This window comes from Stutzerimonas chloritidismutans, from assembly GCF_038562055.1.
In the GTDB taxonomy this organism is placed as follows: domain Bacteria; phylum Pseudomonadota; class Gammaproteobacteria; order Pseudomonadales; family Pseudomonadaceae; genus Stutzerimonas; species Stutzerimonas chloritidismutans_A.
In genome coordinates this window covers 570155-593583 of record NZ_JBCFXD010000002.1, presented here as the reverse complement: position 1 = coordinate 593583, position 23429 = coordinate 570155, and the positions used below count along the sequence as shown (strand labels likewise).

General features: G+C 62.7%; 23 protein-coding genes. 14 read left to right on the top strand and 9 right to left on the bottom strand.

Going from position 1 to position 23429, the window contains the following annotated elements; all coding sequences use genetic code 11:
• Positions 1 to 30: 30 nt before the first annotated feature.
• The 7 genes from AAGW23_RS06240 to AAGW23_RS06210 all read right to left on the bottom strand — a co-directional run bounded on the left by AAGW23_RS06240 (position 31) and on the right by AAGW23_RS06210 (position 7287).
• The gene (locus tag AAGW23_RS06240) at positions 31 to 1350 is read right to left on the bottom strand and encodes a sorbosone dehydrogenase family protein (RefSeq protein ID WP_342405452.1); all 1320 of its coding nucleotides are present in this window, start codon (positions 1348 to 1350) and stop codon (positions 31 to 33) included.
• 33 nt (positions 1351 to 1383) lie between these two features.
• Entirely contained in the window at positions 1384 to 1911 is a 528-nt protein-coding gene (locus tag AAGW23_RS06235; RefSeq protein WP_342405451.1) for an MgtC/SapB family protein, read from the bottom strand.
• Positions 1912 to 1973: 62 nt separating this feature from the next.
• Complete coding sequence (locus AAGW23_RS06230) at positions 1974 to 2996, bottom strand: DUF5924 family protein (RefSeq protein ID WP_342405450.1); 1023 nt, start codon at positions 2994 to 2996, stop codon at positions 1974 to 1976.
• A 150-nt stretch (positions 2997 to 3146) separates the two neighbouring features.
• The gene (locus AAGW23_RS06225; protein ID WP_342405512.1) at positions 3147 to 3629 is read right to left on the bottom strand and encodes a DUF2726 domain-containing protein; all 483 of its coding nucleotides are present in this window, start codon (positions 3627 to 3629) and stop codon (positions 3147 to 3149) included.
• 475 nt (positions 3630 to 4104) lie between these two features.
• A complete protein-coding gene (locus AAGW23_RS06220; protein WP_342405449.1) occupies positions 4105 to 4692 on the bottom strand; it encodes a TIGR00730 family Rossman fold protein in 588 nt (195 codons plus the stop codon).
• 586 nt (positions 4693 to 5278) lie between these two features.
• Entirely contained in the window at positions 5279 to 5929 is a 651-nt protein-coding gene (locus AAGW23_RS06215) for a response regulator transcription factor (protein ID WP_342405448.1), read from the bottom strand.
• On the bottom strand, positions 5926 to 7287 hold the full coding sequence (locus AAGW23_RS06210) for an ATP-binding protein (protein ID WP_342405447.1): 1362 nt from the start codon (positions 7285 to 7287) through the stop codon (positions 5926 to 5928). The genes AAGW23_RS06215 and AAGW23_RS06210 overlap by 4 nt, the downstream gene beginning before the upstream one ends.
• Before the next feature lie 648 nt (positions 7288 to 7935).
• Between AAGW23_RS06210 and AAGW23_RS06205 the strand changes: the two genes are divergently transcribed.
• The 11 genes from AAGW23_RS06205 to AAGW23_RS06155 all read left to right on the top strand — a co-directional run bounded on the left by AAGW23_RS06205 (position 7936) and on the right by AAGW23_RS06155 (position 18245).
• The gene (locus AAGW23_RS06205) at positions 7936 to 8661 is read left to right on the top strand and encodes a methyl-accepting chemotaxis protein (RefSeq protein ID WP_425540813.1); all 726 of its coding nucleotides are present in this window, start codon (positions 7936 to 7938) and stop codon (positions 8659 to 8661) included.
• An 18-nt stretch (positions 8662 to 8679) separates the two neighbouring features.
• Entirely contained in the window at positions 8680 to 9045 is a 366-nt protein-coding gene (locus AAGW23_RS06200) for a response regulator (RefSeq protein WP_021205875.1), read from the top strand.
• A 1-nt stretch (position 9046) separates the two neighbouring features.
• Positions 9047 to 9370, top strand: a complete 324-nt coding sequence (locus AAGW23_RS06195) for an STAS domain-containing protein (RefSeq protein WP_313085171.1) — start codon at positions 9047 to 9049, stop codon at positions 9368 to 9370.
• Between the two features lie 12 nt (positions 9371 to 9382).
• On the top strand, positions 9383 to 11611 hold the full coding sequence (locus tag AAGW23_RS06190) for a chemotaxis protein CheA (protein WP_342405445.1): 2229 nt from the start codon (positions 9383 to 9385) through the stop codon (positions 11609 to 11611).
• A gap of 12 nt (positions 11612 to 11623) precedes the next feature.
• Complete coding sequence (locus AAGW23_RS06185; protein WP_342405444.1) at positions 11624 to 13273, top strand: methyl-accepting chemotaxis protein; 1650 nt, start codon at positions 11624 to 11626, stop codon at positions 13271 to 13273.
• Positions 13274 to 13283: 10 nt separating this feature from the next.
• A complete protein-coding gene (locus tag AAGW23_RS06180) occupies positions 13284 to 13799 on the top strand; it encodes a chemotaxis protein CheW (protein WP_342405443.1) in 516 nt (171 codons plus the stop codon).
• 2 nt (positions 13800 to 13801) lie between these two features.
• Positions 13802 to 14608: a protein-glutamate O-methyltransferase CheR gene (locus tag AAGW23_RS06175; RefSeq protein WP_342405442.1), complete on the top strand. Its 807-nt coding sequence runs from the start codon at positions 13802 to 13804 to the stop codon at positions 14606 to 14608.
• Entirely contained in the window at positions 14605 to 15084 is a 480-nt protein-coding gene (locus AAGW23_RS06170) for a chemotaxis protein CheD (RefSeq protein ID WP_342405441.1), read from the top strand. The genes AAGW23_RS06175 and AAGW23_RS06170 overlap by 4 nt, the downstream gene beginning before the upstream one ends.
• Entirely contained in the window at positions 15081 to 16139 is a 1059-nt protein-coding gene (locus AAGW23_RS06165) for a chemotaxis response regulator protein-glutamate methylesterase (protein WP_342405440.1), read from the top strand. The genes AAGW23_RS06170 and AAGW23_RS06165 overlap by 4 nt, the downstream gene beginning before the upstream one ends.
• Before the next feature lie 109 nt (positions 16140 to 16248).
• On the top strand, positions 16249 to 17199 hold the full coding sequence (locus AAGW23_RS06160) for an alpha/beta hydrolase (protein WP_342405439.1): 951 nt from the start codon (positions 16249 to 16251) through the stop codon (positions 17197 to 17199).
• A 134-nt stretch (positions 17200 to 17333) separates the two neighbouring features.
• Positions 17334 to 18245, top strand: a complete 912-nt coding sequence (locus tag AAGW23_RS06155) for an SDR family oxidoreductase (RefSeq protein WP_342405438.1) — start codon at positions 17334 to 17336, stop codon at positions 18243 to 18245.
• A 64-nt stretch (positions 18246 to 18309) separates the two neighbouring features.
• On the opposite strand, the gene dauA is transcribed toward AAGW23_RS06155, so the two are convergent.
• Positions 18310 to 20043 carry a C4-dicarboxylic acid transporter DauA gene (gene dauA, locus AAGW23_RS06150; RefSeq protein ID WP_342405437.1) on the bottom strand — a complete coding sequence of 578 codons (1734 nt, stop codon included), beginning with the start codon at positions 20041 to 20043 and terminating at the stop codon, positions 18310 to 18312.
• Positions 20044 to 20237: 194 nt separating this feature from the next.
• Between dauA and AAGW23_RS06145 the strand changes: the two genes are divergently transcribed.
• Together AAGW23_RS06145 and mqo are read left to right on the top strand one after the other, a co-directional pair.
• Positions 20238 to 20525, top strand: a complete 288-nt coding sequence (locus tag AAGW23_RS06145) for a PA4642 family protein (protein ID WP_342405436.1) — start codon at positions 20238 to 20240, stop codon at positions 20523 to 20525.
• Positions 20526 to 20816: 291 nt separating this feature from the next.
• Positions 20817 to 22328, top strand: coding sequence for a malate dehydrogenase (quinone) (gene mqo, locus AAGW23_RS06140; RefSeq protein ID WP_342405435.1), 1512 nt, complete (start codon positions 20817 to 20819; stop codon positions 22326 to 22328).
• Between the two features lie 55 nt (positions 22329 to 22383).
• On the opposite strand, the gene AAGW23_RS06135 is transcribed toward mqo, so the two are convergent.
• A complete protein-coding gene (locus AAGW23_RS06135; protein ID WP_342405434.1) occupies positions 22384 to 22596 on the bottom strand; it encodes a hypothetical protein in 213 nt (70 codons plus the stop codon).
• Positions 22597 to 22758: 162 nt separating this feature from the next.
• Between AAGW23_RS06135 and AAGW23_RS06130 the strand changes: the two genes are divergently transcribed.
• Entirely contained in the window at positions 22759 to 23343 is a 585-nt protein-coding gene (locus AAGW23_RS06130) for a YajG family lipoprotein (protein ID WP_148926723.1), read from the top strand.
• Positions 23344 to 23429: the final 86 nt, after the last annotated feature.

Below are 23429 nucleotides of genomic sequence, written 5' to 3'. Positions count from 1 at the left end.
CGGTTGGGGGCCGGTCGCGATTCGCACCCTTTACCGGTGGTTGGGTGTTACCCGCCAGATCACGTTACCGACGTCATCGGCCACCAACAGCGCTCCAGCTTTGTCCACCGCGACGCCTACCGGGCGACCCATGGCCTGCTCCTCCTCATTGAGAAAGCCGGTCAGGACATCTTGGGCAGTGTCGTCCGGCTCGCCATCCTTGAAGGGCACGAACACCACTTTATAGCCACTGCGCGGCTTACGGTTCCATGAACCATGCTGGCCGATGAAGGCGCCGTGTCGGTAGTGCTCGGGCAGCAGCGAACCTTCATAAAAGGTCAGGCCGAGAGAGGCTGTGTGTGCGCCAAGCGCATAATCGGGCACGATGGCTTTAGCCACCAGGTCCGGACGTTGCGGCTTGACCCGCTCGTCGACGTGTTGACCGTAATAGCTATAGGGCCAGCCGTAGAAGCCTCCGTCTTGGACAGAGGTCATGTAGTCCGGCACCAGGTCGCTGCCGATCTCGTCGCGTTCATTCACAGTGGTCCACAGCTCGCCGCTATCGGGTTGCCACGCCAGGCCGTTGGGGTTGCGCAGGCCGGAGGCAAACAACCGCAGCGTTTTTTTCTGCGGGTCAACTTCGAGGATGGCTGCGCGGTTTTCCTCCGCTTCCATGCCGTTCTCGGCAACGTTGCTGTTGGAGCCGCTGGTGACGTACAGCCGTGATCCGTCCGGGCTGGCGATGACATTCTTGGTCCAGTGATGATTGATCGGCCCTGCGGGCAGGTCGATGACTTTCTCAGCCGCCGCGTCGATGCGGGTAACGCCTTGCGTGTAGGGGAAGCGCACCAGTGCATCAGTGTTGGCGACATACAACTGATCACCTATGAGGGCCATGCCGAACGGTGAGCGCAACCCCTCGATAAATACCGAGCGGTCTTCGAGCGTGCCGTCACCATCGCGGTCACGCAATAGCGTAATACGGTCGGCGCTCTTGCCGCCGGAGCCCGCCCGCACCATGACCTTTTTCATGATCCAGCCACGAATGCCCTGGCCGTCCTCCGGCTTCGCGGGCGCATTGCTTTCGGCCACGAGCACGTCACCATTGGGCAGCACATAGAGCCAGCGCGGGTGGTCGAGGTTGTCGGCGAATGCTTGAACCTGGAGGCCGGCGGCCGCTTGCGGGGTCCGGCCCTCAGGCCACCCGGTGGCCTCGGCGATGTTGACAGTCGGGATCAGCGTCTTGTTAGGCGCGGGCAGCGCAGGGTCCGGGCCGTAACCCGCTTCGACTGGCAGGGTGGCGGTATCGCCGCAGCCAGCCAGGCCAAGCATCAGCGCTCCGGTGGCCAGGTAAGCGTAACGGTTATGCATGATCTACTCCTGAAGGAAAGCTGCAGGCGGTTGTCATGGGGAGTCATCCTGATCACGCCCCTTCTTTTCGGTATCGGCCGACCTATGCGCCGCATGCTGCTCCAGGCGAGGCATCAGCAGAAAGATCACCAGTGCGAAGGCCGTGGTCATTACGGCGGTGGATTCGTGACCCAACCCCGTGGCAACCCCGATGGCGGCGGTCAGCCAGATGCCGGCGGCGGTGGTGAGGCCTTTTACGTCCTGAACCGAGCTTCCCTTGAGAATAGTGCCGGCGCCAAGAAAGCCAATGCCGGTGACAATACCCTGCATGACCCGTGAGAGGTCCTCGATGGGCATTCCCGCTTCGAGCGGTACCAGCACGAAGAGCGCAGCGCCCAGCGACACAAGCATGTGGGTTCGCAGACCGGCGGCCTTGCCCTTGGATTCACGTTCGTAGCCGAGCACACCCCCCAGAAACGCGGCCAGAACCAACCGTACGGTTACGCGAATCGCATGCTCGAAGTCAGGGATGTCAGAGAATTCCGAGGCAACGGTGCGGCTTAATATGTCCCACCATTCCATGCATTCCTCCATGGCCAGTAGCGGACGCCCTTTGCCGTTCGATGCCGCCTGGCTTCAGCGGTTCATTCCACGACCTCGAAGCGCAGCATGCCGATCATTTGTCCTGCCTCGGTCATCACCCGTATGCGCCATTTACCTTGGGCCTGCGCGGGGAAATTGCGCTTGTGAGTCCAGGCGCGGTAGCCAGCATCTCGGCCGCCACTGATCTCCAGAGGAATACGATCGACTCGTCGACCGTTGTGCGTCCATTCATGATAGATCCGCTCTTTCAGGCCGCGCGGCGCGTTGATCGCAGTAAAAGCATAGAGGCCATTGCCATGCAGCTGTTGGCTGGTCAGTTCACGCAGGCGATTACCCGGCTTGCGCGACTCATTGTCGAGGGTCATGGTCACTGCGACGTCCGTCAGCCAGAGCGTTGCCGGCGGCACCCAGGTGCGTCCCAGCCAGCCGGCCAGGCCGACCACGGCGGCGAGCGACAGTATTCCCAGCACGCTTTTCCAGTTCCAAGAGGTAAACAATCCGCCGAGGCTGGGCAGGGCGAGCACCACGGCGATGGCCAATGCCCAGAGGTAGCTCTGCGGTGTCGACAGGTGAAAGATGATCGGCAGTGCAGTCAGCAGAACGGCGAACAGTGTCAGCGCGTGAAAAGCCAAATAGACCCAGCGTCGCGGCGCCAGCCACTTGTAATAGAGCGGGTCGACCAATGACACGAGCGCTGCTACGCCCAGCAGCACGGTGAATGCGGCCTGGCCGCTGTTCCAGGTGGTGGTGATAAAGAAAAAGGGAATGATGAAGAACAGACTTTCCTGGTGGACCATCTGCGTCACGTAACGCAGCAGCGGCGGCGGCACCTTCCAACCGAAGCGACGTTCCAGGCCAGCGCGCAGACTTTTCTCCAGCATCAGCCACAGCCAGCTGACCAGCATCAGGGCGGCGATGAACTTGGCTAGTCCGGCCTGGCGTTCAACCAGCACGAAACTGGCTAGGCCCGAGCAGAAACCAAACAGTGCGAAGGTTCCCGGGTAACGGCTTATCAGACGAGAAGCAAGCCCGAACAGCGCCTGCAGGCGGGCTTTCAGCAGCATGGGGTGATCACGAGCAGGGTGTCTCCGGGAAAGGGGCGCGGCGTTATGGAGGGCCGCAGCCCTACGATTGTCGCGCGAAACTCACCTCGATTCGATCACCGGCGAGCCGAAACCGCAGCCCTCTGGGGGCGGTCGTGACGGGTCCAAGGCCTACGACCGAGTTTCAATGGCCTGCTCGACGGCGGCACACAGCCGGTCATAGGCGCGCGCCGTTTCCGCCGACAGGCGAACCAGCGGCAGGCCAATGGTCTGGCACAGTTCATCGACAAAGGTGTTGGCCGCGTCTGCCGGTTCCATTTCGATGGCGCATTGCGGCTCCAGTGTCGTCCTGTCGCACAGCAGAAAATCGAAGCGGGCCGCCGAGATACGGTTGACGGCGCGATACCAGGGCGCACGGCGCGGGATGGCGGTGACGTCGACGACGTCCGCCAGGCGCACCTTGGCGAGGATGACGAAACGCTCACCCAACGCCGCCTGCAATAGCTCTAGCAGCTCGCGTTCGCTGGGGTGGAACAGCGGCTGCTTTAGCGCATAGGGGAGACGCAGGGCCGGATGGTTGTACTGCCGTTGCTTGATGAAGAAGACCAGCGCAAAGCAGACGAAAGCCGCCAATACCATGGCGAGGAAGCTCATCATTGGAGCGGCACCGACATCAACAGGCGAGTTGAATGAGGGCGCGGGATGGCAGCAGCTGACCGGGACAACATGAGAGGTTCCTTGAGTAGGCCTATGCGATTGGAGGCGTTGTCCCCAGGGAAGTTCGTTGTTGGCGCGGGTGCAGCTTTCTGCTGATGAGGTTATCCCGGATATCTGTTAGGCGTTCTGTGGATAAGCTTTGAGTTGAAGGCTGTATGCCATGAGTTACGCGGCTTGCAGCGGTTTGTTCGTTTTTTAACCGAACCGCTTGTGGCCTGTAAGACGGCACGGCAGCAAAGGTTGTGCAAGGCTTTTCGGACCTGTTTGCCGCCTCGCCTGGTGGGTTCCTTCCAGTTATCCCCGGTTACTGTGGAGAGTGCTGTGGATAACCATCGGCGAACCCATTGCAAGCCACGAAGCACGACGCCTGCACAGATCTGGTTGTTTTCTGTACAGGCCGGGCGGCGAGCATTTACGCCGGTGCGCGCTTGCTCCAGCGCGTCTCGGCACTCGGCTGCCAGTCCTGCAGGAGCTGCAGCAACGCTTCAGGCGAGTCGCTGCGCTGGAGCATGCCGCGGTGCGGAGCCTTGACGAAGCCCTCGTTCACCAGATGGTCGAGGAACTGGCTGAGCTTGCTGTAGAAGTGATTCGTGTCGAGCAGGCCAAGCGGTTTGCCGTGGTAGCCCAACTGACCCCAGGTCCAGACCTCGAACAGCTCCTCGAGCGTGCCAAGGCCGCCCGGAAGGGCAATGAAGGCATCCGACAGCTCGGCCATCCGTGCCTTGCGTGCGTGCATGCCGTCGACTACCTCTAACCGCGTCAGTCCGGTGTGGCCGACCTCGGCGTCCTTGAGGCTTTGGGGGATAATGCCGATGACCTCGCCACCGGCGGCCATCGCTGCATCGGCTACCACGCCCATCAGGCCGACCGCACCGCCGCCGTAGACCAGCCGGATGCCGTGTCGGGCCAATGTCTGGCCCAAGGTTTCGGCCGCCTCTCGGTAAATTGGATCATGGCCAGTACTGGCGCCGCAGAACACGCATATCGAATGCAAGGACATCATCGACTCCGTCAGTTGAACGACAGGCAGCGTAACGCCCTGGTCCCGCCCAGCCAAGCCTCAGCAAGGCTCGCCGATACAGGCACCGCTGATCCCCAGCGCATAGTTGGCAAACAGGGTTTGAATCATTTCCAGACTGGACATGGCGGCGGCTCCTTGGGCGTGAGGACAAGCCTAGTCGCGTTGCGAACAGCCGCCTCTTAGGTTTTCCTGATTACCTCGATAGAGTCGGGAATACTTATCCCCGATGCCTGTGCAAGCCTCTGTGGATAACCTATTCGTGAATGTCTGAGCGCCGCGACCGCGTTGACGTTGCGGTAACTGATCAATAACTGATCAGCACTTGCTATCCGCCTCTAAGTGGTTGTTCAAAGGTCGTTTTCGCTTGACAGTCCGCTTCCTCTGATCCGTGGAAATGCGGCTGTTAGTTGTCCAGTATTTTTGTGGGGCGCTCTGTGGATAACATGGGGAAACGAGACGCCAGCCCACGCCCTGTCTGGCATGCAGCGAGTTGGCTAAAAATTAGCCACTAGGCTCGCTGGGCCTGTTTGGCCCCATCGGCTGTGCTGCTGGGGTTGCCACCGGCTCAGTCCTCGGCGCTCACCAGGCCCTTGCGCAGCGCATACAGCACCAGAGAGGGCACGTCACGCAGCTTGAGCCGATCCATGATCTGCGCCCGGTGTGCATCGACGGTCTTCACGCTCAGGCCCAGGCCGCTCGCAATCTCACGGGTCGACACGCCGCGCACGATCAGCCGCAGGATTTCGATCTGGCGTGGCGTCAGCTGCGCGGCAGCAGGCTCCGTGCGCTGGCCGCCTTCGATCACCGCCGACTGGATGACGGTCTGCGCGATGCCGGGACTGAGGTAGGACTCGTTGCGCGACAACGCCCTCAGTGCCAGCTCCAGTTCCTGTGCGGCGGCGTCCTTGAGCAGGTAACCGCTGGCGCCCAGGCGCAGCGCCTGCAGAACGTAGTCCGGCGTGGTGTGCATCGACAGGATCAGAATCTGTACGGCCGGGAACTCTGTGCGCCATTGACGCAGGGCGTCCAGGCCGCTCATGTGTTTCATGCTGATATCCAGCAGCAGGATGTCCGGCTTGAGGCGGGAAAGAATGCCGTGCACCTCGCTGCCGTCGGCCCCTTCGGCCACCACCTCGTATCCCGGCTGGTCCTGCACCAGCGCCCTTAGGCCTGCTCTGACCAGTCCATGATCGTCGATCAGTGCTACCCGTTTCATGCCTTTACTCCAGTGTGCGGGGATGCTGCTGCGATCGGCAGCTGCATGGTGACCCGTGTGCCGACCCCGCTGAGGCTGGCGATGTTCAATTCTCCGCTCAACGCCGCGACGCGTTCCTCCATGCTGGTCAGGCCCAGACTCTGAGCGCGTGTGCGAGCCGCTCGAACGTCGAAGCCGACGCCGTCATCAATGATTTCGACACGCAGGGCATCGTCTGTGCGGCAGATCAGCACGTCCAGGCGGCTGGCGTGGGCGTGGCGGGCGACATTGTTCACCGCTTCCTGAATGATGCGGAACGCCACCAGGGCGATATCAGGAGAAAGGTCGACCGTTTCGCCCTCAAGCTTAAGTGACCAGCGGGTGCGGGCGGCTTCGAGGAAGCGCGACAGGTGCCAATGCACGGCGGCCTGCAAACCGAGTGTCTCGAGCTGCAGGGGATGCAGCGCCAAAGACAGGCTGCGCACCTTGCCCAGCGCCTCGTCGGCGGCATCGCTGAGCTGGCCTGCCAGCCTCGCCAGCGTCGGTTCATGGGCCAGCGACAGGCGCAGCCGCTGCAGGTGCAGCTTTAGGGCGGTCAGCTGCTGGCCGATGTCGTCATGCAGGTCGCGGGCGAGCTGGCGGCGCTGGCTTTCCTGCACCTCCATCAGCCGCTGCGACAGATGTTGCAGCCGCTGGTTGGCCTGTTCCAGCTCGCGCTGCATTCGCTCCGATTCGCTGATGTCACGTATCAGCAGGAGCACGTCATGGTACCCGTCATTTTCCAGTAGCAGCTCGCATACCTCGGCCTGGAACGGGGTGCTGTCGGCGCGCAGCAGAATGACGTGCCGAAAGCACTGTGGGCTGATCACGCCGCACTGCAGGCGGTCCAGTCGCTCGGTTTCGCGTGCCCGCAGGTGCGGGGCAATGTATGGCTGCCATTCGCCGGTCAGCGACGGCGTCTGGCCTGATGGATCGAACAGGTTGCCGGCCGCCGCATTGCAAAAGCGGACCTGTCCGCTGCGGATGATCACCACGCCGTCGGGGAGGCTGGCGACCATCCGTTCGTAGATCCGCGGCGAATAGCTGCCCGTCGGCGAAGCAGCAACGTCCGCGTCGCGGGTGCTTGCACCTCCTACTGCAGCTGACTGTTGCGCCCGCATCGCACGGAGTATGACCTGGATGGCCAGCCACCACAGCGCCAAAGACAACAGCAGCGTCAGCAGGCTCCAGACAATGGCCGCCAAGGGCCGCGCACCCATCAGCAAGCCGCCCAGCAGCACGAGGGCCGCATGCAGCGCAGCGATGGCCCAGGGCATCCAGCGCAACAGTGAAGGGGAAGGGCCCAAGCGATCTGCAATGTCCGATACACGCTCCGTCATCTAAGAACCGTTACCTGTGGTCGATGGGTGCCGCTGTGTGCGGCACCCCCAGGGGTAGCTGTTTTACTGCGCGAGCGCTCTGTTCAGCCTAGTCCGCACGCAGTTCCTCGCAAACGAGCAGCCGGATGATGACGTAAGGCGGCGTATGCATGCCCCGGCAGCGGCGGCGGAAACTTTAGGGCTTTGACGCCTTAGGACACCCTAGGGCCGCCTAGGGTTTTGCCTGATACCGCCGTTGATGGCGGCTGCCTATCGTGCCGGCCATTCGACTCTGCCCTGCGAGGCCGCACCGTGTTTGCCTACCCTGCACTCTGGATTGGAATCACCATCGGGCTTGCCGGCCTGGCCCTGGGCTCGCCCTGGATCGCTGGCACGGGCAGCGCTGTGTGCGTGGCCGCGGCAGTTTTTCTCAAGCCGCGAGCCCCTCGCGCGGCGATCAACTCCGAGCCAGTGGTTGCAACGTCGGCCGACGCCCCAGCGGTCGAGCCGCTGCTCAATGCCGTGTTGCCGACCTGGGACAAGAACCTCGGCCAGGTGCGCGCCATCCAGCAAAACAGTGTGCGCCAGCTGTTCGAGCACTTCGCCGGATTGTCGGATCGGCTCAGCCAGACCCTGAATAAGTCGGACAACGTGATCGGCGGCGACGGCATGGCCAGCAGCCTGCGTCAGGCGCAGAACCGACTCAACGAAGTGACCTCGGCGTTCCATGCCGCCAGCGGCCGCAAGGCCGAATTGCTGGGCACCATCGCCGACCTCAACGGGTACGCCGCAGAACTGCAGTCCATGGCCAAACACGTCCAGGACATTGCCAGCCAGACCAACCTGCTCGCGCTCAATGCCGCCATTGAGGCGGCCCGTGCCGGCGACTACGGCCGAGGGTTCTCGGTGGTGGCCGACGAGGTGCGCAAGCTGTCGACGCTGTCAGCCGAGACCGGTCAGCAGATGGGCAACAAGGTCAGTGAGATCAACCAGGCGATCCGCGCCACCGTGACCGCCGCCGACGAGCTGACCACCAGCGAGCGCGACAACCTCAGCTACCTCGACAGTGTGGCGGGCGACGTCATGCAGGGGCTGGGGCAGAGCCTCAACGAGCTCTCGGTTACCTCGCTGCAGCTGCAGCAGGAGACCCGCGTCACCCAGGCGACCATCGAGGAAATCGTCGTCAGCCTGCAGTTTCAGGACCGCACCGACCAGATGCTCGACCACCTGCAGCACGACATGCAACGCCTGGATCAGGCCGTGCGCGTCGGCGATGGCAGCGTGAGCGACCCGCAGCGCTGGCTGCGCGAGCTGCACCAGCACTTCACCACAGACGAGGAGCGCCACGGCAAGACCCGTAGCAAGAGCTCCGGCGACGACGTGACCTTTTTCTGATTCAACAAGGAGCTCCACATGGCCAAGACCATTCTCATCGTCGACGACTCGCTCTCCATGCGCCAGCTGGTGAAGATGACCCTCACCGGCGCGGGCCATCAGGTCATCGAAGCCGTCGATGGCAAGGACGCGCTGACCAAGCTCAACGGGCAGAAGATCAACCTGATCATCAGCGACGTGAACATGCCCAACCTCGATGGCATCGGGCTGGTGAAGGCGGTCAAGGCCAACGCGGCCTACCGCTTTACCCCCATCGTCATGCTCACCACCGAAAGCGAGCAGGGCAAGAAGGCCGAGGGCCAGGCGGCCGGGGCCAAAGCCTGGATCGTCAAGCCGTTCCAGCCGCAGCAGTTGCTGACCGCTGTCGACAAGCTGGTCGGCTGACATGCTCGAAATCACCTACGACCGCAGCGTGGAGCCGACCCGGCTCTGCCTGACCGGCAGCCTGACCATCTACGAGGTCGGCGAGGCGCACACGACGTTGCTCAGCATGCTGGCCACGCCGGAGGCGCGCCCCTGCCTGCTCGACCTCGAAGCGCTGGAAGACCTCGACACCGCCGGGGCGCAGCTGCTGCTCGCTACCCAGCGTCATTTCGAGGCGGCCGGCGGCAGTTTGAAGGTGCAGGGTCCGGCCGCCGCTGTGACCGAGGTGCTCGAGCTGTTGCGCCTGGAAACCCTGTACCCCGACGTCCTACTGGCCCATCGCTGAAAGGAAACCGTGATGCTTGATGGCGAACAATGGAGCCAGCTGCTGCTGAGCTTTGTCGAAGAGGCCCGTGACCTGGCCAAGCAGGCCGAAGAGTACCTGCTGCTGCTCGACGAGTGCCCGACCGACGAAGAGGCGATCAACGGGCTGTTCCGCGCAATGCACACGCTCAAGGGTTCGGCGGGCCTGTTTTCGCTGGGGCCGCTGGTGGGCTTTACCCATCATCTGGAAAACCTGTTGATGGCGGTGCGTGACGGCGCTCAGAGCCTGTCGCCAGCACTGATTTCGCTGATGCTGCGTTGCCTGGATGAGATCAGCGCGATGATCGAGCTGATCGACACCGACAAGGGCGAGTTACTGGTCGACGACAGTCGCCAGCAACCCCTGCTGGCCGAGCTCGCCAGTTGCACCGACGCGCCGCCGCCGATGCACCACATTCCGGTGGTCATGCTGCCCGAGGACAGTTGCAACAGCCGCGGTCAGCTGGAGCGCTGCGCCAGCTGTGAAGCCGATGGCGCCTGGCACATTTCCTTGCGGTTTCACGCCGATCTGCTGCGCAACGGCTTCGAGCCCAGCTCGTTTGTCCGCTTCCTGAGCCGACTGGGCGACATCCTGCATCTGCAGACGATCACGCAATCGCTGCCGTCGCTGGCCGAGTTGCAGCCCGAGAGCTGCTACCTGGGGCTGGAAATTGCGCTGTGCACCCCGGCCGGCAAGGCCGAGATCGAAGAAGTCTTCGAGTTCATCGAGGACTTCTGCACCCTGCGCATCCTGCCGCCGTCCAGTGAGCTGCAAGACTACCTGCAGCTGATCCACGATTTGCCGGAAACGGATGCGCAGATCGGCCGGATTCTGGTCGCCAGTGGTCTGTTGACCGAGCGCGAACTGGAGGAAGGCCTGGCCCTGCAGGCCGCGGAAACGGTCGAGGTCAAGCCGCCGCTGGGCACCGTGCTGGTCAATGAAGGCATCGTCGCGCCCCAGGTGGTCAACGCCGCCTTGGCCAAGCAGCAGGTGGCGCGCGACAAGCGCAGCCAGGAAAGCAGCCAGATCCGAGTAGCAGCCAACAAGCTGGACGAGCTGATCAACCTGGTCGGTGAGCTGGTCATCAGCGCGGCGGGCGCACAGCTGCGCGCCCGTTCGCATGGCGACGCGGGGTGCATCGAGAGCACCCAGACGGTCAACCAGCACGTCGAGCTGATCCGCGAGGCCGCGCTGAAGCTGCGCATGATCGAGATCGGCGACACCTTCAACCGCTTCCAGCGTGTGGTGCGCGACGTCAGCCAGCAACTGGGCAAGGACATCCGCCTGGAGATCCGTGGTGCCGACACCGAACTCGACAAGGCGGTCATCGACAAGCTGGCCGACCCCCTGACGCACCTGGTGCGCAACGCCATCGACCACGGTATCGAATCGGCCGACGGTCGTGTTGCCGCCGGCAAAACGGTCGAGGGTCATCTGCGCCTGGACGCCTATCACGAGTCGGGGATGATCGTGATCGAAGTCGCTGACGACGGGCGCGGGCTCAACACTGCACGTATCCGCGAAAAAGCCATTGCCCGTGGGCTGATCGATGCCCAGGCGAACCTCCCCGAGGCCGATATCCAGGCGCTCATCTTCGCCGCCGGTTTCTCCACTGCCGAGAGCGTGTCCGACTTGTCCGGCCGGGGCGTGGGGCTGGATGTGGTGCGCAGCGCCATCGACGCCTTGCGCGGGACCATCGAGATCGATTCACGCGAAGGGCATGGCTGCACCTTCCGCATTCGCTTGCCGCTGACCCTGGCGATCATCGACGGCTTTCTCGTCAGCCTCGGCGACGACTATTTCGTGATCCCGCTGGACATGGTCACCGAGTGCCTGGAAATGGACACCGAACAGCTGAGCTCCGGCGCCTACGGCTACCTCAACCTGCGCGGCAAGCCGTTGCCCTGCCTGTCACTGGCGGCCCACTTCAACCTGCCGGAAAGCCACGGCAAACGTCGCAACGTCATTGTCGTCAGCCAGGGCCGGCAACAGGCCGGGCTGATCGTCGATCACCTTCACGGTGAACTGCAAACCGTCATCAAGCCGCTCGGGCAGCTGTTCCAGCACCTGCAAGGCATTGGTGGCTCCACCATCCTGGGAACCGGGCAGGTCGCCCTGATCCTGGATATACCCAGTCTGTTCCGTTACCTGCAAAACCACGTCGACGCGAATCCTGCTGCCCAGCGCATCAGCCAACCCCGCCAGGACCTCGCAGGCCAGTAAGGAGAAACACCCATGAATGTATTCGGTAACTTCAAAATAGGGACGCGCCTGATCGCGGGCTTTCTGATCGTGGTGGCCATGACCGTCACGGTCGGCACGCTGGGTATCCATAAGCTCGAGCAGGTCAACGAGCTGTCGGACCAGATGTATGACCGCGAATTGATCGCGTTAAACAATATTCAGTCGGCCAATGTGCAGCTGGTCTATGTCGGCCGTGGCCTGCGCTCGAGCATGCTGGCCACCAGTCTGGAAGAGCGTGATTTTGCCATTCGGCAGACCCGCGCCGCGATTGACAAGATGTACGAGTTTATCGAGCTCACCCGCCCGAGCTTCGTGACTGCCGAGGGCATCGCCCAGTTCGAAGCGCTCAGCGAGCCGATGGCCGCTTATGTGCAAACCGTCGAGCAGGTGCTCAAGTTGCGCGAGGCATCCAGCGAGGTGCGCCCGGCCGACGAACTGACGGTGATGCTGCCGCAACTGCGTGAAACCGGAAACAAGGCCGACGACCTGCTGACGGCGCTGGTCGAGCGCAAGGTGTCGCGTGCCAAAGAGGCCAATGAGCAGATTACCGGCATCTACCTTGACTCGCGCACCCAGATGATCGCGCTGGTGATCATCGCCGCCGTGCTCGGCTTCGGCATCGGCATCCTAGTGACCCGCAGCATTACCCGACCGCTCAACCGCGCGGTGTCGGTGGCTGATTCGCTCGCCGCTGGCGACCTCGGCATCCAGGTCGAGTCCGACAGCAAGGATGAAACCGGGCAGCTGCTCAACGCCATGAAAAACATGACCGAGCGCCTGCGCAGCGTCATGGGCGATGTGCGCAGCGCCGCCGACTCGTTGTCTTCGGCCTCTGAGGAAGTCAGTGCCACGTCGCAATCGCTGAGCCAGGCGGCCAGCGAGCAGGCGGCCGGCGTCGAGCAGACCACCGCCTCGGTCGAGCAGATGTCCGCGTCGATCGCGCAGAACACCGAAAGCGCCAAGATCACCGACAGCATCGCCGGCAAGGCGGCCAACGATGCCGTGGCCGGGGGCCGTGCGGTGCGTGACATGGTCATTGCCATGAAGCAGATCGCCGACAAGATCGGCATCATCGACGACATTGCCTACCAGACCAATCTGCTGGCGCTCAACGCAGCCATCGAGGCGGCGCGGGCCGGTGACCATGGCAAGGGCTTTGCGGTGGTGGCTGCCGAGGTGCGCAAGCTTGCCGAACGGAGTCAGGTCGCCGCTCAGGAAATCGGCGGCGTGGCCGGCAGCAGTGTGCAACTGGCCGAACAGGCCGGGCGCCTGCTCGACGATATCGTGCCGAACATCCAGAAGACCTCGGACCTGGTGCAGGAGATCACCGCGGCGTCTCAGGAGCAGAGCACCGGCGCCGGTCAGATCAATATCGCCATGGGTCAGATGAACCAGATAACCCAGCAGAACGCCTCGGCCTCTGAAGAGCTGGCTGCCACCTCCGAGGAGATGAACGCCCAGGCCTCGCAATTGCTGGAGCTGATCGGCTTCTTCCGGCTCGATGCGCGCGATGGGGTTGCTCATGGCCTCGGTCGCCAGCCACAGGCGCCCAGCGTCAAGGCCAGCGGCAACCGCTCGGTGCGCAGCATCCGCAAGCCGACCGCCATGGCTGATGACGGCCAGTTCGTCAGCTTCACATAAGGGGGCGCAGATGAACCTTCCACAGGTTAGCGGTGCTGCCAGCACCGCATCGGCTGACATCCAGCACCTGTCGTTCCGGGTGCGCCAGGCACGCTACGCGCTGCCTATCGATCTGGTGCGCGAGATCATCGAGTACGGACAGATCACCAGCGTGCCGATGATGCCAGCGTGCATCCACGGGGTGATCAACCTGCGCGGCAATGTCGTGCCGGTGCTGGACCTGGCGGCGCGCTTCGGTATGGAGCGCACGGTGCCGAGCAAGCGGACCTGCATTGTCATTATCGAGCTGGAACTGAACGAATCCGTGCAGCGCATCGGCCTGGTGGTCGATGCGGTTGACGCGGTACTGGACATTCAGGCCGACGATGTCGAGCCCGCACCCGCATTCGGCGCTGGGATTCGCACGGAGTTCATCGCCGGCATGGCGCGCGATGAGCGGGGTTTCACCATCATTCTGGACGTGCGCAAGGTGTTGTCGCTGGATGACATCCTGCAGATCAGCCAGGCGATGGCACAGGCGAGTTGAACATGCGGACGTCGGGCTTGCCGGTGCTGGGCGAGCAGGAATTTCGCTTCCTGCAGCAGCTGATGGTCGAGGCGTCCGGCATCCATCTGAGCGACAGCAAGCGCCCGTTGGTGGCCGGCCGCCTGATGCGCCGATTGCGCGCGCTGAACCTGAGCAGCTACCGCGACTACCTGTTGCTGCTCAAGGACCCGACGAAGCAGGCCGAGCAGCGGCTGGTGATCGACCTGCTGACCACCAACGAAACCTATTTCTTTCGCGAGCCGCAGCATTTCCAGTTTCTGGCCAGCTGGCTGGACGGCCGGCGCGGGCCGCTGCGTATCTGGAGCGCCGCCTGCTCGTCAGGCGAGGAGCCCTATACCCTGGCCATGGTACTGGCCGAACATGGGCCGGCGGACTGGTCGATCCTCGGCAGCGACCTCAGTCGCACGGTGTTGGAAAAGGCCGAGGCCGCGATCTATCCACTGGATGAGTCGAGCAAGTTTCCGCCCGGCTGGCTGAAGCGCCATTGCCTGCGCGGTATCGGCGATCACGAAGGGGCTTTTCGCCTCGCCCAGGGCTTGCGCGAGCGGGTGCGCTTCCGCGAGCTCAATCTGATGCGGCCATTACCCGAGGACATCGGCAGCTACGACGTGATCTTTCTGCGCAACGTACTCATCTATTTCAATGCCGAGGACAAGCGCGCCATCGTGGCGCGGCTGATCGAACGCCTGCGCGCGGGCGGCCTGCTGTTCATCGGTCATGCCGAAAGCCTGCATGGCTTTGGGCTGCCGCTGCGCAGCGTCGCGGCTTCGGTGTTTCAGCGTCTATGACTGCGCCCCGTTTTCTCATGCCTGGTGAGTACCTGTTCGGCCAGTATTCCGAGCCGGTGGTGACGCTGCTCGGCTCGTGCGTGGCTGTCGTGCTTTGGCATCCCCAGCGTCGGCTGCTTGCCGTGAGCCATTTTGTGGTGCCCGGTGGCGCCTTCGAGCGGGACGACACGCGCTGCGGCGAGGCGGTGTTCGTCCGTCTGCAGCAGGACATGGCCCGCCACCGCACGGCGCCGGGTGAGTATCGCAAAGGTCTCTTCGGCGGCGGGTCCTGCCTACAGCCGGGCAGGCATGGCACCGTCCAGATCGGACGCATGAACATCGCGTTCGCCCGAGAGCAATTTGCGCTGCTCGGCTGGTGCGCTAACGAGCAACATCTTGGTGGCCTGGGCTATCGGCGATTGACGGCCGACGGCCGGGACGGGCGCCTGATCTGCCAATCCTTCACTCCCCCTCAATTGCTGGAGGGCACGGCATGATCAAGGTCTTTATCGTCGATGACTCGGCGTTGGTGCGACAGGTGTTGTCGGCCTGCCTGGAGAACCACCCAAGCATCGAGGTGATCGGGCAGGCTGCCGATCCCCTGTTCGCGCTGGAAAAGATGCAGCGCAACTGGCCAGATGTGCTGGTGCTCGATGTCGAGATGCCGCGCATGGACGGCCTCACCTTTCTGCGCAAGCTGATGGCCGAGCGGCCGACCCCGACAATCATCTGCTCGACGTTGACCGAGGCGGGCGCGGCCATCACGCTCGAAGCCTTCGCTGCAGGCGCCGTGGGTGTGTTCACCAAAGCGCGGCTGGGCCTGAAGGACAGCCTGTTGCAACTGGCCAGTGACCTGATCAAGCAGATCCAGCAGGCCGCAGCAACTCGCCCGCGTGTCGCGGTTGCGCGATCAACACAGGTGGTGTCACCCGTGCGCCCGGCGGAGTCGCCCGCCAGCAGCGCCTTGACTACCACCGACCGGGTCGTGGCGCTGGGTACTTCGACCGGGGGCACCCAGGCGCTGGAGTTGGTGCTCAAACAGTTGCGCGTGGATTCGCCGGGGATCGTCATCGTCCAGCACATGCCGGAGAAATTCACTGCCGCCTTCGCGCAGCGTCTCGACAGCCTCTGTCAGATCGAAGTGCGCGAGGCGTGTCATCTGGATCGGGTGCGCTCCGGGCTGGCACTGGTGGCGCCGGGTGGCAAACACATGCAGCTCAAGCGCAGTGGCGCGCAGTATTTCGTCGAGGTGCTCGACGGCCCGCCAGTCAACCGGCACAAGCCCTCGGTGGATGTGCTGTTCCGCTCCGTCGCGCGTCATGCGGGGCATAACGCGCTGGGTGTGATCATGACTGGGATGGGGGACGACGGCGCCCGTGGGTTGCTGGCCATGCGCGAGGCGGGCGCCCGTACTGTGGCTCAGGACGAAGCCAGCTGTGTCGTTTTCGGTATGCCGAAAGAAGCCTTGCAGCTGGGTGCGGCGCAGTGTACCGAGTCACTGGACAATCTCCCGCGCTTGATCACCGACTATGCTCGGGCACCGCTTGCGTGAAGGCCGTTGCGATTGGCAGAAACACCGCTCGCTGATCAGAGGGTTGCTTTGCCGCGCGCAGTGACTCCGCCTAAGATCACGGACGTTTTCTGCAAACAAGGACAACCGGGTGAAAATCGTTCTGCAACTCGTGGCTGCTGTCGTGGTACTGCTCGTCCTGGCCCTTGCGGTGCTGGTGACGCTCAACTGGGCGCCGCCACGGTCGGTCGAAAGTCTGACCGAACGCTGGGCACCGGAGCCGTCCAAATTCATCGAGATATCCGGCATGCAGGTGCACGTTCGCGACGAGGGGCGGCGTGACGACCCCGTTCCGCTGGTGCTGCTGCACGGCACCTCCGCTAGTCTGCATACCTGGGAAGGCGTGGTCGAGGCGCTGAAGCCGCAGCGGCGGGTGATCAGCCTGGACCTGCCGGGGTTCGGTTTGACCGGACCCTTTCCCGACGGCAATTACCGCATGAGTCACTACGTCGAGTTTCTCTCGACCTTGCTGGACAGGCTGGACGTCGAACGTGCGGTGCTCATCGGTAACAGTTTCGGTGGTCAGCTCGCCTGGGAAATGGCGCTGGACCAGCCGAAGCGTGTCGAGCGACTGGTGCTGATCGATGCGGCAGGCTACCCTCGTCAATCGACCTCGGTGCCCATCGGGTTCAAGCTTGCCGGCGTTCCGGGGCTGGCACCGCTGATGACCAACATTCTCCCGCGCCGGCTGGTCGAGTCGAGCACCCGCAGCGTCTATGGCGACCCCGACGAGGTGACGCCGGAGCTGGTCGACCGCTACTACGAGCTGACCCTGCGTGAAGGCAATCGTGAGGCGTTGCGCGAACGCTTCAAGCAGGTGCCAGCCCTCGACAACACCGCTCGAATCGCATTGATCCAGACACCGACGCTGATCATCTGGGGCGGGCGCGACGGCTTGATTCCGCCGCTCAATGCGCGCCGCTTCCAGAGCGATATCGCTGGCAGCGAGTTGGTCATGTTCGAGGATCTCGGCCATGTCCCGCAGGAGGAGGCGCCGTTGCGAGTCGCCGAGGCGATCCGCGCGTTCCTGCTGCAGCCCTGACGCTATCAATCATCCTGCAGCCTTATGGTCGGGCATTCATTCGCGGCCGTTTGATTGTGGCCGGCTGTGGCGTCGCCGACACTCGCCACAGGCTTTTGCGACGCATCCAACAATAATCCGCTGGAGGAATTTCCATGAGTGAAGCCATTCGCTTCGAAGACAAGGTCGTCATCGTGACCGGTGCTGGCGGCGGCCTTGGCCGTGCCCATGCACTGCTGTTCGCCCGTCATGGCGCCAAGGTCGTGGTCAATGACCTGGGCGGCAGTGCCCAGGGCGAAGGGGCCAACGCCTCGGCTGCTGATCGGGTCGTCGAGGAAATCCGTCAGGCCGGCGGTACTGCAGTGGCCAATCATGACTCGGTGACCGACGGCGAAAAGATCGTCCAGCATGCGCTGGACAGCTTCGGCCGCATCGACGTGGTGGTGAACAACGCCGGCATCCTGCGCGACAAGACCTTTCACAAGATGGAAGACGCCGACTGGGATCTGGTCTACCGCGTACACGTCGAGGGCGCCTACAAGGTGACCCGCGCCGCCTGGCCGCACATGCGCGAGCAGGGCTATGGCCGGGTGATCTTCACGGCGTCTACCTCCGGTATCTACGGCAATTTCGGTCAATCCAACTACGGTATGGCCAAGCTGGGCTTGTACGGCCTGACCCGCACGCTGGCCCTGGAAGGGCGCAAGAACAACATTCTGGTCAATGCCATCGCGCCGACAGGCGGCACGCGCATGACCGAAGGGCTGATCCCGCCGCAGGTCTTCGAGCAGCTCAAGCCCGAGCTGGTCAGCCCGCTGGTGGTCTTTCTCGCCAGCGAGCAATGCCAGGAAACCTCCGGCCTTTTCGAAGTCGGTGGCGGCTGGATGGGCAAGGTGCGTTGGGAGCGCAGCCTGGGTGCCGGTTTCGACCCGAAGGCCGGCTTCGATGCCGAGGACGTGGCGGCCAACTGGCAGCAGATCTGCGATTTCGAGAACGCAGCGCATCCGGCCGACAACATGGAAGCACTGAAGGAAATGATGGCCAACCTGCAGAAACACGCCGGTTAAACCATCGGTCGGCCGCTCGAGCTGCATAAGCGTTTCACGCTTCAGCTCAAGCGGCTTTTTTTGTTCAGACAGCTGGCTCGGCTGCGGCTGGAGCGGGTAACAGGCGTAAGGCCTTTGCCCGAGCCTGGGCCAGGTCTCGCACGTGGTACAGCTGTCCTTCGAGCGCGTGAATACCGGCGCGGCGTAGCTTCAGCCGCAATCGGGCATTACTCCCGGACAGAATCAGGGCGACGCCTTGCTTGCGGTAGTCCAACAGAACGTTTTCCAGCGCCGCCAGGGCGGTCATGTCCATCATCGGCACGTCGCTGATGTCGACGATGACAACCTTCACCTCTGGATTGAATTTTCGCAGCACGCTCAATGCCTTTTCGGCGGCACCGAAGAACAGCGGGCCACGAATCGCGTAAGCGGCGACGTGCTCGGGCAGGTCCTTGAGCATCGGGCTCTGCCCGAGGTTCAGAGGAGTGGTATCGGTCAGCTCGCTCATGCGTTTGATGAACAGTCCGGCCGCCAGCAGCAAACCAACGCCCACCGCCAGCACCATGTCGAACAGGACGGTCAGGCTCAGGCAGGTCAGCAGCACCAGCACATCGCTGCGCGGTGCTATGCGCAGTGTTTTGACGACGTGGGGTGCTTCGCTCATGTTCCAGGCCACCATTAATAGCAGTGCTGCCAAGGCAGCCATCGGCAGGTAACTGAACAGCGGTGCCAGCCAGAGAATCGCCACCAGGACCACACCGGCATGAATGATCGCCGCCAGTGGTGAGAAGGCGCCGGCGCGCACGTTGGTGGCGGTGCGAGCAATGGCGGCGGTCGCCGTGATGCCACCAAACAACGGGGCGACCAGGTTGCCGAGGCCTTGACCAAGAAGTTCGGCGTTCGGGTCGTGGTTGCCGCCGGCCATGCCATCGGCCACCACCGCGCAGAGCAAGGACTCGATGGCACCGAGCATGGCAATGGCGAACGCTGGCGCCAGCAGTTGGTGAAACAGCTCGAAGCTCAGCACCAGCGGTCGGCCGTCGGGGCCAGGCAATAGCCATGGCCATGCAAAATCCGGAAGAAATGGTGGAATGCCGGGATACTGCACATCATCGACCACGTAGCTGAAACGTTCGCCAAGCGTGGCGACGGTCAGTCCGATCGACTCCAGCGCCATGGCCGCCAGTGCGCCAACAACGAGGGCGATAAGATGGCCCGGCACCTTGGGCACCAGGCGCGGCCAGACGATGAGCACGCCAAGGCTGATCAGGCCGACCAGTGCGTCACCCCATTGGGCGCTGGGCAGCGCACTTACCAGCAGGCCGAGTTGTTCCACGTAATGTTGAGGCTGTTCGCTCAAGGTCAGTCCGAGCATGTCCTTGAGCTGGAGGGTGGCGATGACGATGCCGATGCCCGCAGTGAAACCCAGCGTGACCGGGTAGGGCACAAACGCGATCAGCCGGCCGGCGCGCAACAGCCCGAGCGCGATCAGGATCAAGCCGGCCAGCATGGTGCAGAGCAGCAACCCGCCGAGGCCGAATTGCTGGGTAATCGGCAGGAGGATGACGACGAAGGCTGCGGTTGGACCGGACACGTTGAACCGCGAGCCTCCGGTCAAGGCAATCAAGGGGGCAGCAACCAGCACCGTATACAGGCCGTGCTGCGGCGCTACACCTACCGCTATTGCCAGTGCCATGGCCAAGGGGATGGCGATAATGCCCACCGTCAAGCCGGCCGTGATGTCGCCGCGCAGTGCCGGGACACCATAGCCCGAACGCAGGGTTTGACGCCAGGCGGCGAACAACGGCGGAAGCTTCATCCCAGACACTCCATGTGCGCAAACCGGCAGTATAAGCACTGGAAATAGCGCTGGGCCTGTAGGAGTGCAACATCGGGGTCAAATCGCGGATTTTCGAGTACGACCTTGGTCTTATCGGCCTTTGGCGCGTTGAGTGCGTCGTGCGCGCAGAGTAAACTGCCGCCCCCGAAAGGCCCCGTCGAACCGGAGAAACCATGCGTAAAGACAAGAAGAAGGTGATCGGCGAGGAAGTCAGCGACGAGTCGATCAAATTGTTTCTCGAGCCGGAACCGGCTGACGACACACCGCCTTCGTTGCACAAGCTGATCAAGGCTTATCGCGGTTTGCGCGTCGATGATTTCGAGCGTTTTCTCGGATTCTTTGTCGAAGCGGGATACAACCTGAATGCGAAGGATGCCAATGGGCAAGACTTCGTTGCCTTGATCGCGGATCAGCGCCAGGCCGAGCCCTATATCGAGCTGATCAAGGCCGCGCGCGGCTGAGTTCGTCTGTAACCGTCGAGCTTCAAGCATGACCTGGCTGAGCAATCGGCAGCCGCAATAGATTTTCTCGCTGCACGCATCCCGTAGAGCCCTGGCTTGTCGCCCCGCTCCGGGAAGCAGAGGCGCGAGAGGGAGGAGGCCAAAAGCCGCTCTCCCGACAGCGGGTAGGTGCTTTCGAGTTCCTGCCTTCGGGCACAAGCCCGAGCAGCGGTATAGAAACCTCCTCCGTTTCTAGCCGCCAGGCTGGTGGTTCTACGCGATCGCGTACTGCGGTCGTGACAGTTTAATGCTGTGATTCTGGAGAACGCGTTAATGACGCAACACGATAGCGAAGCCGTGGATTTGGTGCTGGTGGGAGCTGGCATCATGAGTGCGACTCTGGCAGTACTGCTCAAGGAACTCGATCCTAACATCAGGCTGGAGATTGTCGAACTACAGGAATCCGGGGCCGTTGAAAGCTCGAATCCCTGGAACAATGCCGGCACCGGTCATGCCGGGCTCTGTGAGTTGAACTACACGCCGGACAGCAAAGACGGCTCGATCGACATCAAGAAAGCCGTCACCATCAATACCCAGTTCGAAGTTTCGAAACAGTTCTGGGCCTACCTGACCGGCCGTGAAGGCTTCGGCAGCCCACGCGACTTCCTCAATGCAGTACCGCATCTGAGCTTCGTCCGCGGCACGAAAAATATCGATTACCTCAAGCGCCGCTTCAATGCGTTGAAGACCCATCACGCCTTTGAAGACATGGTCTACAGCGAAGATCGCTCGACCATGGAAGAGTGGATGCCGCTGATGATGCCGGGCCGTCCGCTGGATGAGCCAATCGCCGCGACTCGCGCGATGAATGGCACCGACGTCAACTTCGGTGAGCTGACCCGGCAGATGTTGCAGTACCTGGCGGCCAAGCCCGGCGTGACGATGTCCTACTTCCAGAAGGTCACCGGCCTGGCTCGCGACGGCGATGGCTGGCGGGTTGAGATCAAAAACACCCGTGACGGCAGTCATCGGGAAATAAAAGCCGGCTTCGTTTTCCTCGGTGCTGGCGGTGCAGCGCTACCGCTGCTGCAGATGTCCGATATCGAAGAGGGCAAGGGCTACGGCGGCTTCCCTGTCAGCGGTCAGTGGCTGCGCTGCGACAATCCGGAAATCGTCAAGCAGCACCAGGCCAAGGTTTACAGTCTGGCTGCGGTAGGCGCACCGCCGATGTCTGTCCCGCATCTGGATACACGTGTCGTGGACGGCAAGAAATCGCTGCTGTTCGGGCCCTACGCCGGCTTTACCACCAAGTTCCTCAAGCATGGCTCGCCGCTTGATCTGCCCCTGTCGATCCGCCCAGGTAACCTGAAGCCGATGTTGGCTGTCGCGCGCGACAACATGGACCTGACCCGCTATCTGATCAAGGAAGTCCGGCAGTCTATGGATGACCGCCTGGAGACGCTGCGCGGCTTCTATCCTGAGGCCAAGGCCGAAGACTGGCGCCTGGAAGTGGCAGGCCAGCGGGTGCAGATCATCAAGAAGGACCCGAAGAAGGGCGGCATCCTGCAGTTCGGCACCGAGTTGGTGTCGGCCAAGGACGGTTCGATCGCCGCACTGTTGGGCGCCTCGCCGGGTGCCTCGGTCACCGTGTCGATCATGCTCGACCTGATCGAGCGCTGCTTCCCGGAGCAGGCCAAGAGCGAAGCCTGGAGCAGCAAACTCGCCGAGATTTTCCCCGCGCGGGAAAAGGTTCTCGAGGCCGATGCGGCGGTGTATCGCGAAGTTGTCTCGAAAGTCGACAAGCATCTGGGGTTGGCCGATTAGCCACCACGACGCCATGTAAGCAAGCCGCGCTGCCCGTCAGGCCAGCGCGGCTTTTTTATGCCTGTCGACTGGGTGCGCAGTTTGGCTGAAGGCCGGTTCTAGGCAACGGCTTGCCGATCCAGTTGAGACGAATTTCTGCTATCTCGACCCAGCGCTCACCATGAGGGCGCTCTTTGGCAGTCAGCAGCATGCGGCAGCGATCCTGTTCGTCCAGCAGGGCATAGTGACGCAGTGGACGTTGTCGAAACAGGGTTTTGAATAAGGACATGAGCGGGCGCTCGTTGGACTTCGCGCTGTTATCGCACCCCGACGTTACGGTTGGATGAATGGAACGCGGCCGGTCCGCAGGCGGTCTTTAGCGCGTCACTGTCAGGCGGTTGCGGTGCTGGTTATACTGCGCGCCATTCATCCCTAACCTGGAGTAAGCAGCATGCTGAAACGCCTGTTGTTCAGTCTCGCCGCCGCGTCAGCACTGGCGCTTGCCGGCTGCGCCCACAGCCCCCAACAACTCGATCCAAACCCGAAGCTCACCGACACCATCAACCCGGTCGGTCAAGGGCAACCGGTAGTGGTGCGTGTAGTCGACGGTCGCCCCTCGGCAACCCTGGGTACCCGTGGCGGCTTGTATCCGGAAACCAGTGCCGTGATCGTGCCGAAAGAAAAGGTCGTTCCAAAACTGCAGGCTCAGGCTGAAGCAGCGGTCCGCCTGCTGGGCTTCACGCCCTCGGCCAACGCCTACAACGCACCGCAGCTGACCTTGACCCTGGCCGAGCTGAAGTATCAGTCGCCAAAGGAAGGGCTGTATGTCACCGAAGCGACGATTGGCGCTACGTTCCGGGTAGAAGTACAGAACGGCGGTCGCCGTTACACCGGTCGCTATGGCGCTTCTCTGAACCAGCGTTTCGGCATGGCTCCCAATGAGCAGACCAACACCAAGCTGGTAACCGATGTGCTGAGCGATGCGCTGACCCGCACGTTCCGCGATCAGAACATCGGTCAGGTGCTGGCGCAGTGAGCTGCAACTAGCCCAGGCGGTTGCCAGCGAGTGATCAGAACCCCGCCTTTTTGGCGGGGTTTTTGTTTTTAAGCGTGGCACAGGGC